Annotated in this window: 17 protein-coding genes; 10 read left to right on the forward strand and 7 right to left on the reverse strand. The window is 74.9% G+C overall.

The window, feature by feature from the left end:
• Positions 1-51: 51 nt before the first annotated feature.
• Positions 52-849: a helix-turn-helix domain-containing protein gene (locus tag PP1_RS25430; RefSeq protein WP_227012804.1), complete on the forward strand. Its 798-nt coding sequence runs from the start codon at positions 52-54 to the stop codon at positions 847-849.
• 8 nt (positions 850-857) lie between these two features.
• On the opposite strand, the gene PP1_RS25435 is transcribed toward PP1_RS25430, so the two are convergent.
• From PP1_RS25435 to PP1_RS31630, 3 genes are all read right to left on the reverse strand, one after another.
• Positions 858-2,030 (reverse strand): acyl-CoA dehydrogenase family protein, encoded by a 1,173-nt coding sequence (locus tag PP1_RS25435; RefSeq protein WP_029239613.1) that lies wholly within the window; start codon positions 2,028-2,030, stop codon positions 858-860.
• A gap of 35 nt (positions 2,031-2,065) precedes the next feature.
• The gene (locus PP1_RS25440) at positions 2,066-3,448 is read right to left on the reverse strand and encodes an LLM class flavin-dependent oxidoreductase (protein ID WP_010231678.1); all 1,383 of its coding nucleotides are present in this window, start codon (positions 3,446-3,448) and stop codon (positions 2,066-2,068) included.
• Between the two features lie 91 nt (positions 3,449-3,539).
• Positions 3,540-3,635, reverse strand: a complete 96-nt coding sequence (locus tag PP1_RS31630; protein ID WP_369821682.1) for a putative leader peptide — start codon at positions 3,633-3,635, stop codon at positions 3,540-3,542.
• Positions 3,636-3,764: 129 nt separating this feature from the next.
• Here PP1_RS31630 and PP1_RS25445 point away from each other — a divergent pair, with 129 nt between their 5' ends.
• Entirely contained in the window at positions 3,765-5,765 is a 2,001-nt protein-coding gene (locus PP1_RS25445; protein ID WP_010231681.1) for a TIGR03960 family B12-binding radical SAM protein, read from the forward strand.
• Complete coding sequence (locus PP1_RS25450) at positions 5,758-6,306, forward strand: GNAT family N-acetyltransferase (RefSeq protein ID WP_010231684.1); 549 nt, start codon at positions 5,758-5,760, stop codon at positions 6,304-6,306. Before PP1_RS25445 ends, PP1_RS25450 begins: the two co-directional genes overlap by 8 nt.
• Here the strand turns inward: PP1_RS25450 and PP1_RS25455 are convergent.
• Together PP1_RS25455 and PP1_RS25460 are read right to left on the reverse strand one after the other, a co-directional pair.
• On the reverse strand, positions 6,249-7,070 hold the full coding sequence (locus PP1_RS25455) for an AfsR/SARP family transcriptional regulator (protein ID WP_075314548.1): 822 nt from the start codon (positions 7,068-7,070) through the stop codon (positions 6,249-6,251). The genes PP1_RS25450 and PP1_RS25455 overlap by 58 nt on opposite strands.
• A gap of 88 nt (positions 7,071-7,158) precedes the next feature.
• Positions 7,159-7,974, reverse strand: a complete 816-nt coding sequence (locus PP1_RS25460) for a class I SAM-dependent methyltransferase (protein ID WP_010235705.1) — start codon at positions 7,972-7,974, stop codon at positions 7,159-7,161.
• Between the two features lie 129 nt (positions 7,975-8,103).
• On the opposite strand from PP1_RS25460, the gene PP1_RS25465 reads away from it, so the two are divergent.
• The 7 genes from PP1_RS25465 to PP1_RS25495 all read left to right on the forward strand — a co-directional run bounded on the left by PP1_RS25465 (position 8,104) and on the right by PP1_RS25495 (position 17,206).
• Positions 8,104-8,910, forward strand: coding sequence for a TIGR03936 family radical SAM-associated protein (locus PP1_RS25465; protein ID WP_170918911.1), 807 nt, complete (start codon positions 8,104-8,106; stop codon positions 8,908-8,910).
• Between the two features lie 173 nt (positions 8,911-9,083).
• On the forward strand, positions 9,084-12,485 hold the full coding sequence (locus tag PP1_RS25470; RefSeq protein WP_075314546.1) for a translation initiation factor IF-2 N-terminal domain-containing protein: 3,402 nt from the start codon (positions 9,084-9,086) through the stop codon (positions 12,483-12,485).
• A gap of 163 nt (positions 12,486-12,648) precedes the next feature.
• Complete coding sequence (rplU, locus tag PP1_RS25475) at positions 12,649-12,954, forward strand: 50S ribosomal protein L21 (RefSeq protein ID WP_010235601.1); 306 nt, start codon at positions 12,649-12,651, stop codon at positions 12,952-12,954.
• 12 nt (positions 12,955-12,966) lie between these two features.
• Positions 12,967-13,224: a 50S ribosomal protein L27 gene (rpmA, locus tag PP1_RS25480; RefSeq protein WP_010235598.1), complete on the forward strand. Its 258-nt coding sequence runs from the start codon at positions 12,967-12,969 to the stop codon at positions 13,222-13,224.
• A 98-nt stretch (positions 13,225-13,322) separates the two neighbouring features.
• A complete protein-coding gene (gene obgE, locus PP1_RS25485) occupies positions 13,323-14,822 on the forward strand; it encodes a GTPase ObgE (RefSeq protein ID WP_060575234.1) in 1,500 nt (499 codons plus the stop codon).
• Positions 14,819-15,931, forward strand: coding sequence for a glutamate 5-kinase (gene proB / locus PP1_RS25490; RefSeq protein ID WP_010240124.1), 1,113 nt, complete (start codon positions 14,819-14,821; stop codon positions 15,929-15,931). The genes obgE and proB overlap by 4 nt, the downstream gene beginning before the upstream one ends.
• Positions 15,932-15,991: 60 nt before the next feature.
• The gene (locus PP1_RS25495; RefSeq protein ID WP_249266026.1) at positions 15,992-17,206 is read left to right on the forward strand and encodes a methyltransferase domain-containing protein; all 1,215 of its coding nucleotides are present in this window, start codon (positions 15,992-15,994) and stop codon (positions 17,204-17,206) included.
• Positions 17,207-17,227: 21 nt separating this feature from the next.
• On the opposite strand, the gene PP1_RS25500 is transcribed toward PP1_RS25495, so the two are convergent.
• Both PP1_RS25500 and PP1_RS25505 read right to left on the reverse strand, forming a co-directional pair.
• Entirely contained in the window at positions 17,228-17,629 is a 402-nt protein-coding gene (locus PP1_RS25500; RefSeq protein WP_033200394.1) for a nitroreductase/quinone reductase family protein, read from the reverse strand.
• Positions 17,630-17,698: 69 nt separating this feature from the next.
• A complete protein-coding gene (locus tag PP1_RS25505) occupies positions 17,699-18,712 on the reverse strand; it encodes an ABC transporter substrate-binding protein (protein ID WP_033200390.1) in 1,014 nt (337 codons plus the stop codon).
• Positions 18,713-18,760 lie beyond the last annotated feature (48 nt).

Raw genomic sequence — 18,760 nt, forward strand, 5'->3', positions numbered from 1 at the left:
TTACCTCCGGGGTAGTCGTCGCCGTTCCCGCCCGTCGCTAGCGTGGGCCCGGTGAGCAGCGCACACGCCCGTCCGTCCCGGAACGCGGGCCCGGGGGAGATGCTCCGGTTCTGGCGGGCCCGGCGGCGGCGCAGCCAGCTCGACCTCGCCCTGGCCGCGGGCGTCTCGACCCGGCACCTGAGCTTCGTCGAGACCGGACGGTCCGGAGCCAGCCGCGAGCTGCTGGGCGCGCTGGCCGAGGAGCTGGAGATCCCGCTGCGTGAGCGGAACGCGCTGCTGCTCGCCGCCGGCTACGCCCCGGCGTACACCGAGCGCCCGCTCGACGACCCGGACCTCGCTCCCGTCCGGTCCGCGCTGGAGGCGCTGGTCGCCGCGCACGACCCGTACCCGGCGCTCGTGGTGGACCGCTGGGGCGACGTGCAGCTCGCCGGGGCGGCGGTCGCACCGCTGCTGGCCGGGCTGGACCCGGCGGCGTCCGGCCCGCCGGTGAACGTCTACCGGGTCTGCCTGCACCCGGGCGGGCTCGCGCCGCGGATCCGCAACCTCGCCCAGTGGCGCGAGCACCTGCTGCACCGGCTGGAGCGCCAGGTCCGGGTCACCGGGGACCCGCGGCTGGCGGAGCTGCTCGCCGAGTGCCGCGGCTACCCGGCGCCGGCCGAGACCGCGCTGCCGTCGCCGGGGTCCGACGTGCTCCTGCCGCTGCTGCTCGACACCCCGGACGGCCCGCTGGCGTTCCACTCGACGATGACGACGTTCGGCGCCCCGCACGACGTCACCCTCGCCGAGCTGGCGCTGGAGACGTTCCTGCCCGCCGACGACGCGACCCGCTCGGCGCTGGCCGCGGGCTGAACCACCCGTCAGCCGGAGACGCCCGAGGACAACGACAGCACCGGCACCGTCCCGTTGAGCGCGTGGTCACCGATCACCTGCTGCTTGTAGACGATCGGGTTGTGCACGGCCAGCGTCCGGGCGTTGCGCCAGTGCCGGTCGAGCGCGCGGTCGACGTCGACCGTGGAGGCCCCACCCACCTCGAACAGGTCCGACGTCGCGTCCAGCACGAGCTGCGGAACGGTCGACTGAGCCCGGTAGACGTCGAGCTCGGCGGTGTCGGCGTGCTCCGGTTCGGTGAGCGCCCGGTCCAGCGAGGCGGCGGCGGCGTCGACGGTCGCGGCCACCGTGAAGGCGACCGCGTCGACCTTCCCGACGACCTGCTGCACCAGCGGGTCGTCCTTGGGCAGGTCGGCGTTGCCGTAGGGCCAGTTCCGCTTCCGGTCCCGGACGTAGGCGGCGACGTCGTCGGCCGCCCGCCGCGCGATCCCGGCGAGCGCCGCCAGCTGCACGAGCTGCAGGAACGCCTGCCGGACCGGCACGTGCCGGTCGACCGGGGCCGGGCGGACCTGGGCCGGGTCGACCTCGACACCGGTGAACCGGGTGGTGCCGCTGGCGGTGAGCTTCTGCCCGAACCCGCGCCAGTCGTCGATCCGCTCGACGCCGGGCGCGGTGGTCTCGACGAGCACGGTGACCCGGTTCCCGTCCGGGTCGAGCGCGACGACGTCGACGAGGTCGGCGTAGAGGGTCCCGGTGCAGTAGAACTTCTCGCCGTCGAGCAGCAGCCGGTCGCCGTCGCGACGCAGCACCGTGGTGGAGGAGTCGCGGACCACCCCGCCGCGCTCGGAGATCGCGTTGCCGACCAGCCTCCCGGACGCGATCTGCTCCAGCCGGCCGCGCAGCACCGCGTCGTCCGGGTCCGCCTGCCACAGCTCGGCGAACGCCAGGTGGGTGCGCAGCGCCTGCGGGATGTTCGAGTCCGCGGCCGCCAGCTCGACGAGCAGCGCGAACAGCTGCCGCAGCGTGACGCCCGAGCCACCCCGGTCGGCCGGCACGCGCAGCGCGCCGAACCCCGCGTCGCGGAGCGCGGCGATCTCCTTCTCCGGCAGGCGGCGGTGCAGCTCGCGCTCGACCGCACCGGCGGCGATCTCGTCGAACAGCGGACGGAACCGGGCGTGCAGCTCGGCGTCGGACACGGGCACGGGGGTCTCCTCGACTCGGGCGGTGGTCGGGCGGGTCACGCCGGGACGGTCCGGCGGACGTGCGCCGCGGCGGGGTGGTCGGCGAGCGCGTGGGCGTGACCCTCGCCGTAGAGGTGCTCGCGCAGCGTGGCGCCCTCCGGGCGCTCGGCGAGCATCCCCCGCCGGCGCAGCTCGGGCACCACGTGCTCGACGACGTCGGCGAAGGTCCCCGGGGTGGTGGCGTAGGCGAGGTTGAACCCGTCGACGTCGGCGACGTCGACCCAGCGGGCCATCTCGTCGGCGACCGTCTCCGGCCCGCCGACGACGACCGCGCCCATCCCGCCGATGCCGATGTGCTCGGCGATGTCGCGCGGGGTCCACTCCCGGTCCGGGTCGGCGGTGGTGAACTGCTCGACGGCGCTGCGCAGCGCCTCGGTCTCGGCGTAGCGCAGCGGCTCGTCCGGGTCCATCGTCGACAGGTCCAGGCCGGACCAGCCGCCGTAGAGGGTGAGCGCCCCCTCCAGCGAGACGTACCGGCGCAGGTCCTCGTACTTCTCCTGCGCCTCGGCGTCGGTGGCGCCGGTGACGACCGTGAGCAGCGAGAAGTACTTCAGCGACCGCGGGTCCCGGCCGAGCTCGGTGGCGGTGCGGCGGGTCGCGGCGATCCGCGGCGCCAGGGTCTCCGGGGTGGCCGCGGTGACGAAGACACCCTCGGCGTGCCGGGCGGCGAAGGCGCTGCCGCGCGGTGAGGCGCCGGCCTGGAAGATCGTCGGCGTGCGCTGCGGCGACGGCTCGGTCAGGCCGATCCCGGGGACGTCGAAGAACTCACCGTGGTGGCCGATCGGGTGGACCTTCTCCGGGTCGGTGTAGATCCCGTTCTCCCGGTCGAGCCGCACGGCGTCGGCGTCCCAGGAGGCCTCCCACAGCTGGTAGACGACGTCCATGAACTCGTCGGCGACGTCGTAGCGGCGGTCGTGCGGGACCTGCACCTCCAGCCCGAGGTTGCGTGCCGCCGAGTCCAGGTACGACGTGACGACGTTCCAGGCGACCCGGCCGCGCGTGTAGTGGTCGAGCGTGGCGAGGCGGCGGGCGAACGCGTAGGGCTTCTCGTAGGTCAGCGACACGGTGATGCCGAACCCGAGCCGCTCGGTGACCGCGGCCATGGCGGAGACGGCCAGCGTGGGGTCGCCGACCGGGACCTGGATGCCGTCGCGGATCGCCGGCTCCGGCCCGCCGCGGTAGACGTCGTAGAGCCCGAGGACGTCGGCGACGAACAGGCTGGTGAACCCGCCGCGCTCCAGCAGTTGCGCGAGGTCGGTCCAGTAGGTCAGGTCGTGGAACCGGTGCGACTCGTCGTCGGGGTGGCGCCACAGGCCGGGGGACTGGTGCCCGGCGCAGGTCATGTCGAACGCGTTCAGGTGGATCCGGCGGGTGGTCACGGGCGCTCCGGGGCTCGGCGTGCGACCGCCGCGCGGCCACGGACCGGGACGGTCCGGCGCGGGCGGTGGTGCGGGTACGGGGTGCGGGTCCTCAGGGGGCCGGACAGCCGGCGGACCCGGTGCGGCACAGGTCGACGTGCCGCCGGGACACGAGCAGCGGCGACGTCGGTCCGCGCCTGGTGCCCATCGTGTCCCTCCGTGATCGCCGGTCGGGGCCAGGGTAGGCGAGGACGCCCGCCGCGTGCCGTGAGCCGTGCCTCAGCCGGCCGCCGACCCGCCGGTCCGCCCGCGCCGGACGGGGCTACCCTGGTGCAGCGTGGCACCCACCTCCGTCTTCCCTGTCCTGGAGTCGATCCTGCCCCGGGTCTCCAAGCCGGTGCAGTACGTCGGCGGTGAGGGGAACTCGCAGATCAAGCCGTGGGAGTCCGCGACCGTCCGCTGGGCCCTGCTGTACCCCGACGCCTACGAGGTCGGGCTGCCCAACCAGGGCGTGCAGATCCTCTACGAGGTCCTCAACGAGCGCACGGACGCCCTCGCCGAACGCTGCTACTCGGTCTGGCCCGACCTCGAGGAGCTGATGCGCTCCGCGGGCGTCCCGGCCTTCACCGTCGACGCCCACCACCCGGTCGGCGCCTTCGACGTGCTCGGCGTGTCGTTCTCCACCGAGCTCGGCTACACGAACCTGCTCACCACCCTCGACCTCGCCGGCGTCCCGCTGCACGCGACGGACCGCGACGAGAGCCACCCGGTCGTCGTCGCGGGCGGGCACGCGGCGTTCAACCCGGAGCCGGTCGCCGACTTCGTCGACGTCGCCGCCCTCGGTGACGGCGAGGAGGTCGTCGGCGACATCACCGACGTCGTGAAGGGCTGGAAGGACGAGGGCCGCCCCGGCGGCCGGCACGAGCTGCTGGTCCGGCTCGCCGGCACCCCCGGCTGCTACGTCCCCTCGCTCTACGACGTGACCTACGGCGACGACGGCGCGATCACCGCCGTCGCGCCCGCCGAGGACCGGGTCCCCACGACCGTCCAGAAGCGGACGACGGTCGAGCTGGACGAGTGGCCCTACCCGAAGAAGCCGCTGGTCCCGCTGGCCGAGACGGTGCACGAGCGGGCGTCGGTGGAGATCTTCCGCGGCTGCACCCGCGGCTGCCGGTTCTGCCAGGCCGGGATGATCACCCGTCCGGTGCGGGAGCGGTCGCTGCAGGGCATCGGCGAGATGGTCGACGCCGCCGTCCGGTCGTCCGGGTTCGACGAGGTCGGCCTGCTGTCGCTGTCGAGCGCCGACCACTCCGAGATCGCCGAGGTCACCAAGGGGCTCGCCGACCGCTACGAGGGCACCAACACCTCGCTGTCGCTGCCGAGCACCCGGGTCGACGCGTTCAACATCGACCTCGCCAACGAGATCTCCCGCAACGGGCGCCGCTCCGGGCTGACGTTCGCCCCGGAGGGCGGTTCCGAGCGGATCCGCCGCGTGATCAACAAGATGGTGTCCGAGGACGACCTCATCCGGACCTGCGCGGAGGCGTTCTCGCAGGGCTGGCGGCAGGTGAAGCTGTACTTCATGTGCGGCCTCCCGACCGAGACCGACGAGGACGTCCTGGAGATCGCCGGGATGGCCTACCGGGTGATCCAGGCGGGCCGGAAGGCGTCCGGCCGCAACGACGTCCGCTGCACCATCTCGATCGGCGGGTTCGTGCCGAAGCCGCACACCCCGTTCCAGTGGGCCTCGCAGTGCCACCCGGAGGTCGTCGACTCCCGGCTGCGCAAGCTGCGCGAGGCCGTGAACGCCGACCGCAAGATCGGCCGCAACATCGGCATGCGCTACCACGACGGCGAGCCCTCGCTGATCGAGGGACTGCTCGCCCGCGGCGACCGCCGGGTCGGCGCCGTGATCGAGCGGGTCTGGCGCGACGGCGGCCGGTTCGACGGCTGGTCCGAGCACTTCTCCTACGCCCGCTGGGTCGACTCCGCCGCCGCGGTGCTGGAGCCGATGGGCGTCGACCTGGACTGGTTCACCACCCGCGAGCGGTACGAGGACGAGATCCTCCCGTGGGACCACCTCGACTCCGGTCTGGAGAAGGACTGGCTGTGGGAGGACTGGCAGGAGGCGCTGTCCGGGCGCGAGCAGGACGACTGCCGCTGGACCCCGTGCTTCGACTGCGGCGTCTGCCCCTCCACCGGCACCGACATCGAGGTCGGCCCCAGTGGCACCACGCTGCTGCCGCTCACGGTGGTCAACCCGACGGCGTCCGGTGCCGGGTCGCTCCCGGCGCGACCGGCGGACGCGACGGGGCAGGAGCCGGGGTCGGGTGGCTGAGAACGGACTGTCCTCGATCCCCGATCCCGCCGTCGACGACGCCACCGGCGGGTCCTGGGAGCACGGCGGCCGTCGGCTGCGGGTGCGCGTCGCCGACGAGCGCGACGTCGCCGCGCTGGCCCGGCTGCGCCGCCAGTGGATGGAGGAGCGGGCGGGCCGCGCGGTCGGCGACCCGTCGTTCGACGAGGCGTTCGCCGCCTGGTGGCGGGTGGAGCAGCCACGCCGGGCGTTCTGGATCGCCGAGGCCGGCAGCGACCGCGCCGGCTGGACGCCGGTCGGCTCGATCAACGCGCTGGAGACGGTGCAGATGCCCCGTCCCGGCGGGCGCGGCGCCCGCACCGGGCAGGTCGGGAACGCGTTCGTACTGGCGGCCTTCGCCGAGGCCGGGGTGCCGAGGGTGCTGCTGTCGGCGGTCGTCGCGCACGCCAGGGCCCGCGGGTACCGGCGGCTGATGCTCGCCCCCACCGCGGGCAGCGCCGCCTTCTACCGGCGGGCCGGGTTCCTGCCCGCCGGTGACGCGCTGCTCGTGCTGGAGCCGTAGCGGGCGGCCGGTGGGTGGCTCCCGGCCGTCGTCCCCGGGGCGTGGTCCGCAATGACCGCGCAGCGGGCGTCGCGCGGGTGCAGCTCGATCGGGCAGCACACGTCGGTGTCGGCGACCAGCGTCGCGCAGGCCCGGCGCAGCGTCTCCGCCGCGCCCCCCGGGTCGCCGAGCCGGGCCCGGGCCGCGGCCACGCCGCGGGTGGTGAGCGGGACCCGGCGGGCGTCGTCGAGGGCATCGGCGAGGGTGAGCGCGTCGGCCAGCACCTCCTCGGCGACCCGGACCAGCTCCCGGACCGCCCCAAGTCCGGCGGGTGCGCACGGCAGGTCCCGGCGGGCCTGCTGCATCCGCAGCCCGGAGCGGGCCAGCTCGAGCCGCCTGCCGTGCAGCCAGGCCGCGTACTCCGGGACGTCGGGTTCGGCGCCCTCCAGCAGCGGCAGCGTCGCCTCCACCACCGGCCACCGGTCCGGCGGGCGACCGGCGAGGACGTCCAGCACGTCCACCGCGACGCCGTCGGCGGGCTCGGCCCGCAGCGGGTCGCCGCCGATCCGTACCGCGCCGCCGGTGGCCCGCCGGGCCCGGCTGAGCGTCCAGCGCAGCGCCGCCGCGGGATCGTCGGTGTCCGGGAAGAGCAGCTCGACCGCCCGGCACCGCGGCACCGGGCCGGTCGAGCACAGCAGCAGGGCGAGCAGCGCCCAGGGCTTGCGGCCCCGGACGGCCGGCACACCCGAGGCCCGGGGCGGGCCGAGCAGCCGGACGACGGTCATCGTCGCGCTCCTGGGACACGCCGGTGGAGGACGTCCAGGATGGCAGCACGAGCACCTCGTACGGCGCCCGCCGTTCGGCCGCCGGGGCTCAGGTCCGCACGGCCGTGACCACCAGGTACTCGGCGTCCCAGTGGTCGCCGGTCCGGGTGCGCTCCAGATGGTCGAGGAACGCCGCGTCGAGCTCCGCGGTCCGGTCGGCGTCACCGGCGAGCCCGGCGTAGGCGGCGATGACGGGCCCGTAGTTGCGCTTCCACCAGGCCCGGAACTCCTCGGGTGAGTCGGTCACCGCCAGCCGCGCGATGCCGGTCGAGGCCTGCACGTCCCGGACGCCGTCGCCGAGCAGGCCGCGCACGTGCGCCTCGTCGCCCCAGCGCGGGCCGGGCGTGGCACCGGGCGGCGGGGCCGGTACGAACGGCCGCAGGGTCGTGAACATCCCGCCGATGAATCCGGTCGGGGTCCAGTTCAGCAGGCCGATCCGCCCGCCGGGCCGGCAGACCCGCAGCAGCTCGGCGGCGGCCCGCTCGTGGAACGGGGCGAACATCACGCCCACGCAGGAGAGCACGACGTCGAACATCGCGTCCTCGAAGGGGAGGGCGTGCGCGTCGGCCTCGACCCACTCCAGCCCGATCCCGCGGGCGTCGGCGATCCGCGCGCCCTCGGCCAGCAGCTCGGGGGTGAGGTCGGACGCGACCACCTCGGCACCGGCCAGCGCGGCCGGGATGGCGGCGTTGCCGGTGCCCGCGGCGATGTCGAGCACCTGCTCGCCGGGGCCGACGCCGGTGGCCTCGACCAGGACGGTCCCGAGCCCGGGGATGAGGTCGGCGGCGACCGTGCCGTAGTCGCCCGAGCTCCACACGGAGCGGTGCTTCGCGCCGATCGCGGACAGGTCCGGGGTGGCGGTCATGGAGGTCTCCTCGCTCTCGGCGGCAGCGTCGGTGCTGATGCGGGCTGCTGATGCGGACTGTTGCTGCGGGCGAGGTTCCGCGCGAGGCGTGTGCCGGACCGTGTGCGCGCCCCTCCTAGACTCCGGGGCATGGCACGTGTGAAGGCGGGAGCGGCGGCGAACCCGGCACCACCGACGGTGCAGCGGGTGCGGCTGCGCTTCGCCAAGCGCGGCCGGCTGCGCTTCCTGTCCCACCGTGACGTGGCCCGGAGCTTCGAGCGTGCGGTGCGCCGGGCCGGCGTCCCGGTGTCGCACTCGCACGGGTTCAGCCCGCACCCGCGGCTGTCCTGGGTCGGTGCCGCGCCGACCGGCGCGGCCAGCGAGGCCGAGTACGTCGAGATAGGCCTCACCCGCGAGCTCGATCCGGCGGTGGTGTGCGAGGCGATGGACCGCGCGCTCCCGGACGGTCTCGACGTCCTGGAGGCCGTCGTCGCCGAGCCGCCGGCGCTCGCCGAGCGGATCGACGCCGGCCGGTGGCGCCTGGAGGTGCGGGGTGTACCGCACGCCGACGTCGAGGCGGCCGTCGCGACGCTCCTGGAGCGGGAGTCGGTGGTGGTGATCCGTGTCACTCCGTCGGGCCGCAAGGAGATCGACGTGCGTGCCGCACTGGTCTCGCTGTCGGTCGATCCCCAGGTGAGTGACGACGTCCCGGACCCGGCGGCGGGTTCCCCGGGTCCGGCTACCGGCTGTGCGATACTGACGGCGGTCGTTCGGCAGACGACACCGACCGTTCGACCCGACGACGTACTGGGTGCGCTCGGTGTTGTCGCAGACCTGGCGCCACCGGTACCGGTGACGGCCACCCGATTGGCGCAGGGTCTGCTCGACGACGGGGGCGACCTGGTGGACCCGCTCGGTGCGGTACCGGCGACCCGGGGCCGACCGGTCGGATCCTGATCCGGACGGCACTCACGCCGCCGGCGGCGCCGTCGAGGCAGGACCCCCGGAGATCCGGGACAGCGACACCAGATGTGCCGCACCGCGCAACCCGCGCGAGCTGCGGAACGAGTACGCGCAAGGTCCCTGCGCGGCCGCCTCCCGAACGAGGCGCCCGGGGGCGAAGGAGCTGAATGTCCGTGAACGACGCGCCCGCCGGTGGTACCGGCGGGCCCTCCGGTGAGCCCGTCCCGACCCCGGACCTGCCGGAGAAGATGCGGGTGCACGCACTGGCCAAGCTGCTCGGCCGGGCCAGCAAGGACGTCCTCGGAGCGCTGACGACGCTCGGCCACGAGGTCCGCAGCGTCCAGTCCAACATCACCCGCGCGACGGCCGAGCAGGTCCTCGCGGCACTGGCCCCGGTGGCCGGGGAGGGTGACACCGAGCCGTCGGCCGCCGAGCCGTCCCCCACCGAGCCGTCCCTGGCTGAGTCGTCCGCCGCCGAGCCTTCCGTCGCCGAGCCGGTCGAGCCGGCCGCCGCGGACCTCGGGCAGGACGCCCCGGCGCCCGAGCGGACCGGGCGGCGGACCGGCCCGCGGGCGGCCGCACACAACCCGTTCGGACCGGCCGACTCCGGGCCGGCCGCGACCCGGGCCTCCGCACCCGCGGAGCCGGCCGCCTTCGCGCCCGCCTTCGCCGCCCCGATGTTCCAGGCCCCGACCGCGCCGGCCGCCCCCGCGGCGCCGCCCGCCTCCGCGCCGGCCGGCACGGAGGACGGCGAGGGCACCGGCGGTGGCAGGAAGGGCCGCAAGGGCCGGAAGAAGCAGCGCGACGCCGAGGCCGTGGCCGAGGACGAGCAGACCACCACCCTGGCGGGCGACACCACCGCCGAGGACCCCGCCGACTCCGAAGCCGACTCCGGTGGGACGGACTCCGCCGATACCGACGCCGACCGGTCGGAGGACGACGCCGACGGCGACGCCCGCCGGCGCCGCCGTCGTGGTCGTCGTGGCCGTGGCCGGGGCAAGGGCGGCGACGAGCAGGGCGAGAACGACCAGGACGCCGACGACTCCGACTCCGACTCCGACGACGGGTCCGCCGAGGGCTCCGGTGAGGAGACCCCGGCCGGGTCGGCGGACTCCGGTGACGGCGACGGGGACGAGCAGTCGTCGGGCGGCTCCCGCCGCCGGCGCCGCCGCCGTCGCAAGGGCGGGTCCGACGTCGAGGACCGCTCCGAGGACGACCCGCCGAACACCGTCACCAAGGTCCGTGAGGCCCGCTCCGACTCCGGCTCGTCGTCCTCCGACGACCAGGTGCAGGGCGTGCGTGGCTCGACCCGGCTCGAGGCGAAGCGCCAGCGCCGCCGCGACGGCCGGGACGCCGGCCGTCGCCGCCCGCCGATCCTGTCCGAGTCCGAGTTCCTGGCCCGCCGGGAGTCCGTCGACCGGCAGATGGTGATCCGCCAGCTGGCCGACCGCACCGAGATCGGCGTGCTGGAGGACTCGGTCCTCGTCGAGCACTTCATCACCGGTGGCGGTTCCGGCTCCTCCATGGTGGGCAACATCTACCTCGGCCGGGTGCAGAACGTGCTGCCGTCGATGGAGGCGGCCTTCGTCGACATCGGGCGCGGCCGCAACGCCGTGCTCTACGCCGGTGAGGTCAACTGGGACGCCGCCGGTCTCAACGGCAAGGCCCGCAAGATCGAGCAGGCGCTGTCGTCCGGCGACCAGGTGCTGGTGCAGGTCACCAAGGACCCGGTCGGGCACAAGGGCGCCCGGCTGACCACCCAGATCTCGCTGGCCGGCCGGTTCCTGGTCTACGTGCCCTCCGGCGGTGCCGCGGGCATCTCCCGCAAGCTGCCCGACACCGAGCGCAAGCGGCTCAAGGAGATGCTCAAGGAGATCGTCCCGTCCGAGGCCGGGGTGATCATCCGGACGGCGTCCGAGGGCGTCTCGCACGACGCCCTGGAGCGTGACGTCCGCCGGCTGCAGGCGCAGTGGGAGGTCGTCAAGGAGAAGTCCGAGAAGACCGGCCCCGGCGCACCGAAGGCCCCGACGCTCCTCTACGAGGAGCCGGACATGCTGGTCAAGGTCGTCCGGGACCAGTTCAACGAGGACTTCTCGAAGCTGATCGTGTCCGGGGCGGACGCCTGGGACACCGTCTCGGGCTACGTCGAGCACGTGGCCTCCGAGCTGACCGAGCGGATGCACCGGCACACCGGCCCGTCCGACGTCTTCACCGAGTACCGGATCGACGAGCAGCTGCTCAAGGCGCTGGACCGGAAGGTCTGGCTGCCGTCGGGCGGCACGCTGGTGATCGACCGGACCGAGGCGATGACCGTCGTCGACGTCAACACCGGCAAGTTCACCGGCTCCGGCGGCAACCTCGAGGAGACCGTCACCCGGAACAACCTGGAGGCGGCCGAGGAGGTCGTCCGCCAGCTCCGGCTCCGCGACATCGGCGGGATCATCGTCGTCGACTTCATCGACATGGTGCTGGAGGCGAACCGCGACCTCGTGCTGCGCCGCCTCACCGAGTGCCTGGCCCGCGACCGCACCCGGCACCAGGTGGCCGAGGTGACCTCGCTCGGCCTGGTGCAGATGACCCGCAAGCGGGTCGGCGGGGGGCTGCTGGAGCACTTCTCGACGCCGTGCGAGCACTGCCGTGGCCGTGGCGTGGTGATCTCCACCGATCCGGCGGAGCAGCACCAGCACCAGCACAACGGGAACGGCAACGGCAACGGCCGGGGCGGCAACGACAACGGCAACAACAACGGCAACAACGGCGGCGGCAACGGTGACGGCGGTGGCCGTCGGCGGCGTCGTCGCGGTGGCGGGGACTCCGGCAACGGGGCCCCGTCCGGCCAGTCGAACGGCTCCGACCAGGGCTCGGACGGCAACGGCTCGGACCGCAACGGCTCGGACCGCAACGGTTCCGACCACGGTTCCGACCGGAACGGCAACGGCTCGGCCGAGCGCTCCGTGGACACCACCACCGCCGTGGCCGGCGTGGCCGCGGTCGCCGCGGCCGCACAGGGCGGCGAGGGTGCGTCGGCCGGCACCACGGTCCCCGACACCCCGGAGTCCGGCACCGAGCCGGCACGGTCCACGCCGACCGGGTCCGCGCCTGCCGAGGACGCGCCGGCCGGCACCGGGCCCGCCCCGGCGGACACCACGGTCACCGACGCCGCGCCCGCCCCGCCCGTCGACCCGGACGCCGGTCCGGCCGTCGCCGAGCCGGTCGGCGAGCTGACCGGCTCCGCCGTCCCGTCCGCCGGCGCCGAGCCCGCCGGGCGGGCGCGCAAGACCGAGCCCGCCGAGCCCGTCGAGGAGGCGGTGCCGGAGGCACCCGCTCCGCGCCGTCGCAAGGTCAGCCGCTCGGCCGGGGCCCCGGTCGCGGCCGGTGAGCCGGTCGTCATCACCACCTCGTCCCCGTCCGGTGAGTCCGGCGCGGGGGAGACGGGGACGGGGGAGGCCGCCACCGGCGACGCCCCCGCCACCCCGGACCACCCGGAGGCGGCCGAGGCCGTCTCCCGGCCCCGCCGCCGTCGTCGTACGGCGTCCCGCCCCGCGGGCCCGCCCCAGGACGGGGGGTGAGTGCGACCCCGTCAGCGGGGTCGCGTACCCTTGACCGACAGAAGCCACGCCTCTGTGCTCAGCAAACGGGGGACGTGGCGTGCGCGCCGGGATCGGCGCGAGCTGTGAGAGACCCGTGCGCGCTCCAGTAGCGCCCCCGATTTTCAGGAGTCGTGCGTCAGCGATGTACGCGATCGTCAAGACCGGCGGCAAGCAGTACAAGGTGGCCGTCGACGACGTGGTCACCGTCGAGAAGATCGACGGTGAGCCCGGCGCCGAGATCAGCCTTCCCGCCGTGCTGCTCGTCGACGGCGACCAGGTGACCACCGATGCCAGCGGCCTCACCTCCGCGGTGTCCGCCACCGTCGTCGAGCACACGAAGGGTCCGAAGATCCGGATCCACAAGTTCAAGAACAAGACCGGGTACCACAAGCGTCAGGGCCACCGCCAGCCCCTGACGAAGGTCCAGGTCACCGCGATCGGCAAGTAAGGAGCCTGCGTCATGGCACACAAGAAGGGTGCATCCAGCTCCCGCAACGGTCGCGACTCCAACGCCCAGTACCTGGGCGTGAAGCGGTTCGGCGGCCAGGTCGTCAAGGCCGGCGAGATCCTCATCCGTCAGCGCGGCACCGCCACCCACCCGGGTGTCAACGTCGGGCGCGGCAAGGACGACACGCTGTTCGCCCTCGCCGCCGGTACCGTCGAGTTCGGTTCCAAGCGCGGCCGCAAGACCGTCAACATCGTGCCGGCCGAGGTCTGAGCGACCCGCCAGCACAGCGACGCCGACGGCGGGTCACCCCGGTAGCGGGGGGCCCGCCGTTCGTCGTGTCACCACCGTCGTCACAGAGGAGCACCATCATGTCCCGGTTCGTGGACCGCGTCGTGCTGCACGCGACCGCGGGTGCCGGGGGCAACGGCTGCGCCTCGGTGCACCGCGAGAAGTTCAAGCCGCTCGGCGGCCCCGACGGCGGCAACGGCGGCCGGGGCGGGTCGATCGTCCTGGTCGTCGACCCGGGCGTGCACACGCTGCTCGACTACCACCACCGCCCGCACGCCGCGGCGCGCAGCGGAACGCAGGGGCAGGGCGCGTTCAAGAACGGCGCCAACTCCCCGGACACCGAGCTGCGCGTCCCGGACGGCACCGTCGTGCTCGACGAGGACGGCGAGGTCGTGGCCGATCTCGTCGGCCCCGGCACCCGGTTCGTGGCCGCCCGTGGCGGCCGCGGCGGGCTCGGCAACGCGGCGCTCGCGAGCGCCGCGCGCAAGGCGCCCGGCTTCGCGCTGCTCGGCGAGCCCGGCGACGACGTCCACTTCACCCTGGAGCTGCGCTCGCTGGCCGACGTCGGCCTGGTCGGCTTCCCCAGCGCGGGCAAGTCCTCGCTGGTCGCGTCGCTGTCCGCGGCCCGGCCGAAGATCGCCGACTATCCCTTCACCACGCTCGTCCCGCAGCTCGGTGTGGTCAGCGCCGGCGACGAGACCTTCACCGTCGCCGACGTCCCGGGGCTCATCCCGGGCGCCGCCGACGGCCGCGGGCTGGGCCTGGAGTTCCTGCGGCACGTCGAGCGCTGCTCGGTGCTGGTGCACGTCGTCGACTGCGCGACCTTCGAGACCGAGCGCGACCCGGTGTCCGACATCGAGGCCCTGGAGACCGAGCTGGCGCACTACGCCGACCAGCTGGGCACCAGCGCCCTCGGGGAGCGGATCGACGAGCGGCCGCGGCTGATCGCACTCAACAAGATCGACGTCCCGGACGCTGCGGATCTCGTCGACATGGTCCGCGAGGACCTGACCGAGCGGTTCGGCTGGCCGGTGTTCGCGATCTCCACCGCGTCCCGGGCCGGGCTGCGGGAGCTGACCTTCGCGATGGCCGAGCGGGTCGCGGCGGCCCGGGCCGCCCGTCCGGAGGTCGAGCCGACCCGGATCGTGCTCCGCCCGAAGGCGGTCGACGACTCCGGGTTCACCATCGAGCCGGACACCGAGATCGAGGGTGGGTTCGTCGTGCGCGGCGAGCGGCCCGAGCGCTGGATCCGGCAGACCAACTTCGACAACGACGAGGCCGTCGGCTACCTCGCGGACCGGCTCGCCCGGCTCGGCGTCGAGGAGGGGCTGGCCAAGGCCGGTGCCGTGCCCGGCTGCCCGGTCACCGTCGGCGACGTCACGTTCGACTGGGAGCCGTCCACCCCGGCCGGGGTGGCGGCGCTGCTCACCGGCCGCGGCACCGACATCCGGCTGGAGAGCCACGACCGGGTCGGCTCGGCCGAGCGCAAGCAGGCCCGGGCGGCGCGGCGGGCACACCTGTCCGACGCCGAGCTCGCGGCGGGGGCGCACTACGCCTCCGACCGCGAGATCGAGGAGTGACCACCCGCGCGGCGCTCGGGGCCGCCCGCCGGGTCGTCGTCAAGGTCGGGTCGTCGTCGCTGACCAGCCTCACCGGCGGTCTCGACCCGGCGCGGCTCGACGCGCTCGTCGACGCACTGATGGCCCGCCGCGACACCGGCAGCCAGGTGGTGCTCGTGTCGTCCGGTGCGATCGCCGCGGGGCTGGCGCCGCTGCAGCTGCGCAGGCGTCCGCGTGACCTCGCCACCCAGCAGGCCGCGGCGTCGGTCGGGCAGCTGCTGCTGGCGCACGCGTACTCGGCGTCGTTCGCCCGGTACGGACAGGGCATCGGGCAGGTGCTGCTCACCGCCGACGACATGATCCGCCGCTCGAACTACCGCAACGCCCAGCGGACGCTGGAGCGGCTGCTGCAGCTCGGCTCGCTCCCGGTGGTCAACGAGAACGACACCGTCGCCACCGCCGAGATCCGGGTCGGCGACAACGACCGGCTCGCCGCGCTGGTGGCCCACATCGTCGGCGCGGACGCGCTCGTGCTGCTCTCCGACGTCGACGGCCTCTACGACGGGGATCCCCGCGACCCGGGTGCGGCGCTGGTCGGCGAGGTGGAGACCCCGTCCGAGCTCGCCGGGATCAGCGTCACCCGTCCCGGGTCCGGCCTGGGTACCGGCGGGATGGCGACGAAGGTGACGGCCGCGGCGATGGCGTCGGCGGCCGGGATCCCGGTGCTGCTGACCTCGGCCGACGAGGCGGCTCCCGCACTCGCCGCCGGCCCGGACGGCCCCAAGGTCGGGACCGCCTTCCGGGCGGCGGGCACCCGGATGAGCGCCCGCCGGTTCTGGCTGCGGCACGCGGCCGACGTCCGCGGCGCGCTGGACCTCGACGACGGTGCCGTCGAGGCGGTCCGCGCCCGGCGCCGGTCACTGCTCGCCGCCGGGGTGCACGGGGTCTCCGGGGACTTCGTGGCGGGCGACGTCGTCGAGCTGCTGGCCCCGCACGGCCGGGCGATCGCCCGCGGCGTCGTGTCCTACGACGCGACGGAGCTGCCCTCGATGATCGGGCGCCGCACCCGTGAGCTGCCCCCCGAGCAGCGCCGGGAGCTCGTGCACGCCGACGACCTGGTCACGATGTGACCCGTGAGTGGTTTTGTCGGTCCCGGCCGCGATAACCACTCACGAGGCAGAATGCCCCCCATGCCGACGCCGGAGGACGCCCGGGCCGGGCTGGTCGCCGACCTTGTCCGTGACGGCAGGCTGCGCAGCCCGCGGATCCGTGCGGCCATGGAGTCCGTCCCCCGGCACCTGTTCCTGCCCGGGCTCGCCCCGGACGCCGCGTACGCCGACGAGGCCGTGCCGATCAAGAGCGACGGCGGGGTCACGGTCAGCTCGGTCTCGCAGCCGTCCATGGTGGCGATCATGCTCGAGCAGCTCGACGTCGCCCCGGGGCACCGTGTGCTCGAGATCGGCGCCGGCGCGGGGTGGAACGCGGGCCTGCTCGCGCACGTCGTCGGCCCCGGTGGGGCGGTCACCACGGTCGACATCGACGACGACCTCGTCGCAGACACCCGCGCCCACCTCGCCGCGGCCGGACTCGACCGGGTGGAGGCCGTCACCGCCGACGGGGCGGGCGGCTACCCGCCGTCGGCGCCCTACGACCGGATCGAGCTGACGGTCGGCTCCACCGGTGTCCGCCCGGAGTGGGTCGCGCAGCTGGCCCCGGAGGGCCGTCTGCTGCTCCCGCTGACGGTGCGCGGCAGCCAGCTGTCGGTCGCGTTCGCGCACACCGGGCCCGGCCGGCTGGTCTCCACCTCGGTGCGGAGCTGCGCGTTCGTGCGGCTGCGCGGCGCCGGCGCGGACCCGGGCGCCGACGCCGAGCTGTCCGGCGGCGGCTGGACGGTCCAGCCCTCCTGCCGCTCCGGCGACGGCGCCGCCGACCCGCGGGTGCTGGAACGGGTCCTGGACGAGCCGGGGGAGGACCGACCGGCTCCCGTCCGGTGCACGGTCTCGGACCTGTGGGACGGCCTCGGGCTGTGGTGCGCGCTCGCCGACACCGCGGTCGTCCGGCTGCTGGGCCCGCCCGGTGACGGGCTCGCGTCCGCACTGTTCGGTGTGGCGGGGGCCCGGGTGGCGCTCGGGCTCGCGAGTGCGGACGGGTGCGCGCTGCTGCTCGCCGATCCGCGGGCGACGGTCCGGTCGTTCGGCCCCGGCGGGGAGGCCGCCGCCGACCGGCTCGTCGCCCTCGCCGACGGCTGGCTCCGTGCGGGCCGGCCGCACGCGGCGGACCTGCGGATCGACGCCGTCGTCCCGGAGCTCGTGCCGGCCCCCGGCGCGGGCCCACCGGGAGACGCCGAGATCGTGGACGGTGCGGGGACCCGGCTGCGCGTCGCCTGGGGGATCGGCCCCGGCTGATCCCGGCGCCGTTCGGGTCCGTCAGGCGGGTTCGAGATGCACCAGCGGGATCTCCCGCTCGGTGCTGCGCTGGTAGCCGGCGTAGTTCCGGTACCGGTCGGCGATCCGCGGCCACAGCTCCGCCCGCTCCGCGGGCTCGGCGACCCGCGCCCGCATCGGGACCCTCGGGCCACCCTGGACGGCGACCTGCACCTGCGGGTCCGCACGCAGGTTGTGGAACCAGGCCGGGTGCCGGTCGTCGCCACCTCGGGAGGCGACGACGACGTAACTCCCGTCGCCGTGCAGCGGGGCGGTCAGCAGCACCGTCCGCGGCTCGCCGGAGCGGCGCCCGGTCGTGGTCAGCTCGACGACGGGCATCCCCATCGCGGAGTGGCCGACCCGGCCACCGGACAGCCTGATCAGCAGCCGGTGGCCGGCGTTCATCGCCTTGAGCGCGAAGTCGGGTGGGTTCACGGGGCCGACCTTACCCGCGAGTAGGGTCATTGTCGCCGGTCAGCCGGTCGCCGCGACCTTCTCCAGGGCGGGGCGCAGCTGGTCGACCAGCCAGCCGGCGGAGACGACGTTCGGTGCCTGCAGCGCGACCGCCTGGTCCAGGGTCAGCGGCACGTAGGTGCCCTGCTGCACCGCCCGGACCCGTTGGACGAGCTCGTCCCCCTCGAACGTGGCGCGGTCACCCTCGCCCGCGAAGGTCATCAGCAGCAGGTCGGCCTCGGACAGCCGGCCCACCTCCTCGTAGGAGATGCCGACGGTGCCCGGTGCGAGGGCGTCCGAGGCGGGTGCGGACGCGAACGACTCCGGCACCGCCAGGCCGAGCGAGCGCATGAACGCGGTCGACTGGTTCTGCTCGCCGACGACCATCGGCAGGATCTCGCCGCGGGCCTGGCCGTAGAGGTACGTCCGCCCGGCGAGGCCGGGCAGCTCGTCGCCGACGGCGGCGATCCGGGCGTCCGCCGCCGCGATCAGCTCGTCGACCCTCTGCTCCTCGCCGAGCGCCCGGCCCACCTGGCGGGCGTCGTCCTGCATCGACGCCGAGTACAGCCCCTCGGCGGCGACGACGGTCGGCGCGATCGTGCTGAGCCGGTCGTAGGTCGCGCGGTCGGTGACCTGGAACGCGGACACGGCCAGGATCAGGTCCGGGGCGAACGCCGCGATCTGCTCGGGGGACAGCGGCGCGTTCGGGTCGATCGCCAGCACCTCGGGCGGCAGCGGGTCGAGGTAGGGCAGCACCGGACCGGAGTCGGCGACGTTCCGCGTCGCGCCGACGACCGGAGCCCCGACGGTCTGCGCGACGGCGAGGTCGTTCAGCCCCAGCGCCACCACCCGCTGCGGCTTCGCCGGGACCGTCGTCCCGCCGAACGCGTGCGGGATCGTCACCGGGAAGGCGCCGCCGGCCTCCGCCGCGGGAGTCGGTTCCGGCGCTGCCGGAGCCCCGCCGCACCCGCTGAGCAGCGAGATCGCCGCGAGCACGGCGACGAGGGCGGGGAACCGGGGGACATGAGCACGCATGGACACTCCTCGGAGTCAGGTGAGGCAAACCTAACCGTCGAGGAGTGG

The sequence above is a fragment of the Pseudonocardia sp. P1 genome, from assembly GCF_000178675.2.
Classification (GTDB): Bacteria; Actinomycetota; Actinomycetes; order Mycobacteriales; family Pseudonocardiaceae; genus Pseudonocardia.

Excerpts from the sequence above, each read along its gene's own strand:
- PP1_RS31630 (WP_369821682.1), bottom strand. The coding sequence starts at position 3,635 with ATGGGCACCAGGCGCGGACCGACGTCGCCGCTGCTCGTGTCCCGGCGG.
- PP1_RS25460 (WP_010235705.1), bottom strand. The coding sequence starts at position 7,974 with ATGACCGCCACCCCGGACCTGTCCGCGATCGGCGCGAAGCACCGCTCC.
- PP1_RS25455 (WP_075314548.1), bottom strand. The coding sequence starts at position 7,070 with ATGACCGTCGTCCGGCTGCTCGGCCCGCCCCGGGCCTCGGGTGTGCCG.
- rplU (WP_010235601.1), top strand. The coding sequence starts at position 12,649 with ATGTACGCGATCGTCAAGACCGGCGGCAAGCAGTACAAGGTGGCCGTC.
- rpmA (WP_010235598.1), top strand. The coding sequence starts at position 12,967 with ATGGCACACAAGAAGGGTGCATCCAGCTCCCGCAACGGTCGCGACTCC.
- obgE (WP_060575234.1), top strand. The coding sequence starts at position 13,323 with ATGTCCCGGTTCGTGGACCGCGTCGTGCTGCACGCGACCGCGGGTGCC.
- PP1_RS25470 (WP_075314546.1), top strand. The coding sequence starts at position 9,084 with ATGTCCGTGAACGACGCGCCCGCCGGTGGTACCGGCGGGCCCTCCGGT.
- PP1_RS25500 (WP_033200394.1), bottom strand. The coding sequence starts at position 17,629 with ATGAACGCCGGCCACCGGCTGCTGATCAGGCTGTCCGGTGGCCGGGTC.
- PP1_RS25505 (WP_033200390.1), bottom strand. The coding sequence starts at position 18,712 with ATGCGTGCTCATGTCCCCCGGTTCCCCGCCCTCGTCGCCGTGCTCGCG.
- PP1_RS25465 (WP_170918911.1), top strand. The coding sequence starts at position 8,104 with ATGGCACGTGTGAAGGCGGGAGCGGCGGCGAACCCGGCACCACCGACG.
- PP1_RS25495 (WP_249266026.1), top strand. The coding sequence starts at position 15,992 with ATGCCGACGCCGGAGGACGCCCGGGCCGGGCTGGTCGCCGACCTTGTC.